This window comes from Nguyenibacter vanlangensis (genome assembly GCF_013376155.1).
GTDB lineage: Bacteria > Pseudomonadota > Alphaproteobacteria > Acetobacterales > Acetobacteraceae > Gluconacetobacter > Gluconacetobacter vanlangensis.
This window is the reverse complement of sequence record NZ_JABXXP010000151.1, coordinates 1-5,727: the sequence shown is the minus strand read 5'-3', so window position 1 is coordinate 5,727 and position 5,727 is coordinate 1. Positions and strand designations below refer to the sequence as shown.

Below are 5,727 nucleotides of genomic sequence, written 5' to 3'. Positions count from 1 at the left end.
GACGAGGCCGCCTTTCTGGCCGCGCGGCAGGAAAAGGACGTCCTGGCCGCCCGGATCGAACGCGCCAAGGGCGACCTCGTGCGCGCTCAAGGCATGGCGCAGCAGGCGGAACTCGACCTGTCCTATTGCACGATTCCCGCCCCGGTCGACGGCGTGGTGGGCGCCCGCGGCGTGCGCGTCGGCAATTATGTCCATCCTGGCACGGCGCTGATGGCGGTCACGCCGGTGCAAGACGCGTTTGTCGTCGCCCATTTCCAGGAAACGCAACTGACCCATATGCTGCCGGGCCAGAAGGCGACGGTGTGGGTCGATGCCTTCCCCGACCAGCCCCTGCGCGCGCATGTGGACAGCATTCCGCCCGCGACCGGCGTCGCCTTCGCGCCGATCCAGCCCGACAATGCGACGGGCAATTTCACCAAGGTGGTGCAGCGCCTGCCGGTGCGGATCACCTTCGATCCGGGCCAGACTCTGGCAGCGCGTGTGCGGGTCGGCATGTCGGTGGAGGTCACGGTCGACACGGCGTCGCGCCCCGAGGGCCCGAAGGCCAACGATCCGCGCTATGCGTGGCGGTGAGGGGCGGATCATGGCGACCCTCGTGAATCGTAGCTGCCTCTCCCTGGCAAGCGCTCTTCTGCTCGGCGCGTGCTCGGTCGGGCCAGATTACCACAAGTCCGATCTCGCCAGCGCGGCCCATTGGCATCGCGGCCTGGGCGACGCCGAAAGCCGGCCAGTCGAAAGCCCGGCCGACCCGCAATGGTGGCGCATCTATCGCGATCCGACCCTGACGGCATTGGAGCAGCAGGTTGCCGACGCCAATCTGGATCTGCGCGCCGCCGCCTGGCGGCTGGCCGAGAGCCTGGCCGAACGCCGTATCGCCCGCGCGGCCCAGTTCCCGCGTGTCGAGGCCAACGCCTCCTATGCACGCGAGCGGGCCAGCCCCAACGGCGTGCTGGGGCTGTTGGGCACGATGGAGGAACAGGGCCCGGGCGAGATCGCCAGCGGGGCGCAGGGATTCGGGCCGGCCCGCCTGCCCGGCACGACGGGCGCGGCGCCCTTCGATCTGCCGCAATATGGCCTGAGCGCGTCATGGGAGGTCGATTTCTGGGGCCATGTCCGGCGCCAGGTGGAGGCTGCCAGCGCGGCGGTGCGGGCGACCGAGGACATGCAGCGTGACGTGCTGGTCTCGCTGATGGCGGAAACTGCGCAGGATTATCTCGATCTGCGCGGCGTGCAGGCACAGATCGCGATCGTCCGCCGGAACATCGACATCGCCCGCCACAGCGTCGGCCTGACGACGCTGCGCTTCACGCAAGGGGCGGCGACCCGGCTCGACGTGGCGGATTCGCGCGGCCAACTCAGCGAATTCCAATCGCGCTTGCCGGTGCTGCAAAGCCAGGAAGTACATCTCATCAACGCCCTGAGCTTCCTGGTGGCGCGCGAGCCGGGCGCGCTGCGATCCCAGTTGGGCACGCCCGCGCCGATCCCGCCCGTGCCGATCTCGGTACCGGTCGGTCTGCCGTCGGAACTGGCGGAGCGCCGGCCAGACATCCGCGTGGCGGAGGAGCAGCTTCACGCGGCCACGGCCAGTATCGGCGTGGCGGTGGCCGATTTCTTCCCGCGCGTGACGCTGTCGGGCAGCCTGGACATCCAGGCGCTGCAGTTCAGCGAGCTCGGCACCTGGGCGTCGCGGCAATATGGTTTTGGACCGACCATGACCCTGCCGCTGTTCGAGGGCGGCCGCCTGACGGGGCAGTTGCGTCTGCGCAAGGCACAGCAGAAGGAAGCTGCGATCAACCTCCAGCGCACGATCCTGAAGGCGTGGCAGGAGATCGACGACGCCATGGCTGATTTCTCGGCCGCGCAGCAGCAGCGCGACCAGTTGCGCGAGACCGTGGCGCAGAACGAGATGGCGGTGAGCCTGGCCCAGCAGCAATATGTGCAGGGCGCGTCGGACTTCCTGAACGTATTGACCCTGCAGAACGCGCTGCTGGCCAGCCAGAACCAGCTCGTGCAGGCGACGACGGCGGTTTCTGTCTCGGTTGCGCGGCTCTATCGCGCGCTCGGCGGCGGCTGGGAGGAACGCTATCCGCTGGCAACGGCGCAGCGGGCAGGGCAGGGCGTGCGCCAGGAGGGAGTGCATCAGGGATGATCCAGCTCCATCACCCGTCCACACTCGGCCTTCTCACGCGCGATGGCGTGACGCTGCGCTGTCATTTCGCGTTTAGGGACTATGCCGGCACGGCCCCGGTTCATTGGGGACGGCTGCGCGTGCTCAACCGGATCGAACTCGACGCCGACGCCGCCTTCAGGCTGGCGAACGAGCGTTCGGTCGAAATCGTGACCCTGGTTCTGGACGGAACGGTCGTGGTGCGGGTGGATGGTCTTGGCGACAGCCTGCTGCAGCCGGGCGATTGTCATGTCGTCAGTGCCGGCGACGGCATCGGCCTGGCGACATGGCAGGCTGGCGGTGCCCCGGCGGCGCTGCTGCAACTCTGGCTGCTGCCCGAGGAAGAGGGGGGCGAGCCGGAAATCGGCTTGCGCCGCGATGCGGATCGGTCGGGCCATGAGCACATCCTGTTGGCCAGCGGCTTCCCTGAGGACGATCCGGAGGAAACGGACCAGGGGCGGTCGGGCGATCCGCTGCCGCTGAAGGCCCGGGCGCGCGTGCTCCGCATCGCCTTGCCGGCTGGCGGACAGGCCGTCATCTCCACGCGCGCGGATCGGTCCGTCTACGCGCTCGTCGTCGCGGGACGCGTGGACATTCTCGGGCGCGACGCCGACGTGGGCTGCGGCGCCGCTGTCACGGGATGCGAGACGGTCATTGTGCGGGCGCTCGAGCCATCGCACCTTGTCGTCTGCGATTCGGACTGACGCGGAAGGAGAGGGTCATGAAACTGTGCCGCTACGGAACCCCGGGGCAGGAACGTCCGGGCCTGGTCGACGAGACGGGGGCCGTGCGCAGCCTGGCGGGCGTGATCGGCGACGTGACGCCGGACAGTCTCGCGCCGGCGCGGCTTGCGGCTCTGGCGGATCTCGACCCGCGGACATTGCCGCGCGTCGAAGCGGGCGCGCGCCTGGGAGTGCCGGTCGCGGGTATCGGAAAATATGTCTGCATCGGCCTCAATTATCGCGATCATGCTGAAGAGGCTGGTCTGCCCGTCCCGGATGAGCCGATCGTCTTTCTCAAGGCGATCACTGCGCTCTCGGGGCCGGACGACCCGATCGTGCCGCCGCTCGGCGCGACCCGGCTGGACTGGGAGGCGGAACTCGCCGTCGTCATCGGCACACGCGCAAAGGATGTGTCGCCGGGAGACGCGCTGGATCATGTCGCAGGCTATTGCGTCGCCAATGATGTGTCCGAGCGCGCCTTTCAGATGCAGTCCAGCCAGTGGGACAAGGGCAAGGGATGCGACACGTTCGGTCCGCTCGGCCCGTGGCTCGTCACGAAGGATGAGGTGTCCGATCCCCAGGATCTGGCGATCTGGCTCGACGTGAACGGCCGCCGGATGCAGGCTGGCAATACCAGGACGATGATCTTTTCCGTAGCCGAGATCGTTGCCTATGTCAGCCGCTACATGACGCTGATGCCGGGCGACGTCATCGCCACCGGCACGCCGCCGGGCGTGGGGATGGGGATGCGGCCCGAACCTCTCTATCTCCGGTCCGGCGACGTCGTGGAACTCGGTATCGAGCGGCTTGGCAGGCAGCGGCAACGCGTGGCCTGATAAGGTGCGCGGCGGCGGCACGACGGCAGGTCGTCCGGTTCCGTGCGCGCCGCCGGTGGACATGGACGGACAGAAGGAGAAGGCGAGATGAACGAGATCCTGGACACGATGCTCGCGCGGCGAGCGACGAAACGCTTCGACGCGGCCCACAAGATTCCGGATGAAACGCTGGCTGCGATCCTGCATGCGGCCCGAACGGCGCCTACGGCATTCAATCTCCAGAACTGGCGATTCCTGGTGGTGCGCGACCCCGTCATCCGCGCCGCGATCAAGGAGGTGGCGTGGCACCAGCCGCAGATCGAAGAATGCTCGGCGTTGATCGTTCTGTGCGCGGACATGCATGCTTACGCAAAGGACCCCGGCCGGTACTGGAAGGACGCGCCCGAGGACATGCGCGAGAAATATGTCACTATGATCACGCAATATTACGAAAACAACCCCGCCATGCAGCGTGACGAGGCATTCCGGTCCGCGGGTATGGCGGCCTATGCCCTGATGATGGCGGCCGCCGCGCATGGCTACGATACCTGCCCGATGGACGGCTTCGATTTCGAGCAGGTCGCGGACATTATCCGCCTGCCCAAGGACCATGCACTGGTCATGTTCGTCGCGGTCGGAAAGGGGACCGGCGCATTGCCGCCCCATGGCGGCCGGATCCCGGATGCCGACATCGTCGCCTATGACCGCTTCTGAACAGGGCTTCCCGGCATATGGGCCGCGATGAGGCCCTTGGTGGTGCCAGGATTCGAGAGCGCCGGTAGAGCGTCGACCCTGGGCACCGCCGTTCGCGATTTTTCGCATCAGTCGTTGCACGTTCTTGCCCGATCGTATCTTCGCTGTAGTCCAGTCCTCCTGTGGAGGAAAAGCGTTGATCTCGCCGACATTGCCCTGAAGGCATGTTGCACGATTGCTGGAAGATACTAAGTCATTGGTTTGAATTGTGCGCATCATCCGACATCCGCAGGATGTCGGATGACGATTCCATCCGATCGGATGATGTTTTAATTAAATCAATATTTATTTTTCTAATCTGGATCCTTTTCGAGGTCGCGCTCCCGCGCGTATCGATCATTGCCTTGCATGAAATGCGTTCCGCGCGGCGACGTAAGACATTGGCGGTCACTACGGCGCCAATACAACCGCCCGCGAGGCGAACGTCGCTGGCTTCCGCCAAAATCGCGCCGATAAGCAAAAGGTCCATGTCGCATTTATTTACAATTGGTACCATACGGTACTGTAACATAATGAGGCCTGCTTTTGGTCGCCGGTTTACGTCCTGTTCGCACTTGTCCGGCCATGCCGTCGCCTCCGTTCGGATGCCGGGCGTGGCTAAACGAAATAAACTCCTTAAAATACAATAAGTTAGAAATTCTTGGCAACGCGGGAATGAGCGCGCACCGGCATCTGTGCCGTGTGCTGCGATGCCCTCCGGCAGCATGATTTCCCTTCGCCGAAATATCAAATTTGATACCTACGCACTTAAATGTGCGTTATTGACTTAAACATAGGATGATTTGCAAAGATGGTGGCAGTCCACCGGTCCGGCCATCAAAAAATGCTTGGTGCCGTTCCAGGTGGAATTTAAAAAAAATCAATAAAAACAATTGTATATAAAACACACCACAAAAGGTGTGCGTCGTGAATACGGGCAGGAACGTCGATAACGAGACTATCGGTCATGAAAGGGAAGACACGGATGAGTACCAGTCAGAAACCTGCCCGTCCGGTTTCCGCGCCTGACGGCGTGAGCCGAGGGGCAACAGCGCAATCGGGCTCCATTTCGATGTGCCCGGTTGGGTTCTTTCCCGGCTTGGGCAGCCGCGCTGCCTATCGGCAGCTTGAACGCAACCTGTTCGACAGCGACGTACGGGACGTTCGTCAGGTTTTCTCTGAAGGGGCGGAGGCCCTGGGTTCCGATCCCGAACGTCTCGTTCTGCAGGAAGCCAACATACCCGACGACCGGATCGAGCGGCAGGCGTTCCTGGGGGCCGCGCTGCTGGTC

General features: G+C 64.5%; 7 protein-coding genes. 6 read left to right on the top strand and 1 reads right to left on the bottom strand.

The window, feature by feature from the left end; all coding sequences use genetic code 11:
• From HUK84_RS09190 to HUK84_RS09170, 5 genes are all read left to right on the top strand, one after another.
• The coding region (locus HUK84_RS09190; RefSeq protein WP_176640028.1) for an HlyD family secretion protein at positions 1-573 on the top strand (573 nt) is incomplete at its 5' end.
• A gap of 10 nt (positions 574-583) precedes the next feature.
• On the top strand, positions 584-2,149 hold the full coding sequence (locus HUK84_RS09185) for an efflux transporter outer membrane subunit (RefSeq protein ID WP_176640027.1): 1,566 nt from the start codon (positions 584-586) through the stop codon (positions 2,147-2,149).
• Entirely contained in the window at positions 2,146-2,871 is a 726-nt protein-coding gene (locus HUK84_RS09180; protein ID WP_176640026.1) for a pirin family protein, read from the top strand. The genes HUK84_RS09185 and HUK84_RS09180 overlap by 4 nt, the downstream gene beginning before the upstream one ends.
• 17 nt (positions 2,872-2,888) lie before the next feature.
• Positions 2,889-3,725 carry a fumarylacetoacetate hydrolase family protein gene (locus HUK84_RS09175; RefSeq protein ID WP_176640025.1) on the top strand — a complete coding sequence of 279 codons (837 nt, stop codon included), beginning with the start codon at positions 2,889-2,891 and terminating at the stop codon, positions 3,723-3,725.
• 87 nt (positions 3,726-3,812) lie between these two features.
• A complete protein-coding gene (locus HUK84_RS09170) occupies positions 3,813-4,418 on the top strand; it encodes a nitroreductase family protein (RefSeq protein WP_176640024.1) in 606 nt (201 codons plus the stop codon).
• Between the two features lie 232 nt (positions 4,419-4,650).
• On the opposite strand, the gene HUK84_RS09165 is transcribed toward HUK84_RS09170, so the two are convergent.
• Positions 4,651-5,163, bottom strand: a complete 513-nt coding sequence (locus HUK84_RS09165; protein ID WP_176640023.1) for a hypothetical protein — start codon at positions 5,161-5,163, stop codon at positions 4,651-4,653.
• A gap of 240 nt (positions 5,164-5,403) precedes the next feature.
• Here HUK84_RS09165 and HUK84_RS09160 point away from each other — a divergent pair.
• Positions 5,404-5,727: hypothetical protein (locus HUK84_RS09160; protein WP_176640022.1), on the top strand; the 324-nt coding region annotated here is incomplete at its 3' end.

Excerpts from the sequence above, each read along its gene's own strand:
- HUK84_RS09185 (WP_176640027.1), top strand. The coding sequence starts at position 584 with ATGGCGACCCTCGTGAATCGTAGCTGCCTCTCCCTGGCAAGCGCTCTT.
- HUK84_RS09180 (WP_176640026.1), top strand. The coding sequence starts at position 2,146 with ATGATCCAGCTCCATCACCCGTCCACACTCGGCCTTCTCACGCGCGAT.
- HUK84_RS09175 (WP_176640025.1), top strand. The coding sequence starts at position 2,889 with ATGAAACTGTGCCGCTACGGAACCCCGGGGCAGGAACGTCCGGGCCTG.
- HUK84_RS09170 (WP_176640024.1), top strand. The coding sequence starts at position 3,813 with ATGAACGAGATCCTGGACACGATGCTCGCGCGGCGAGCGACGAAACGC.
- HUK84_RS09165 (WP_176640023.1), bottom strand. The coding sequence starts at position 5,163 with ATGCTGCCGGAGGGCATCGCAGCACACGGCACAGATGCCGGTGCGCGC.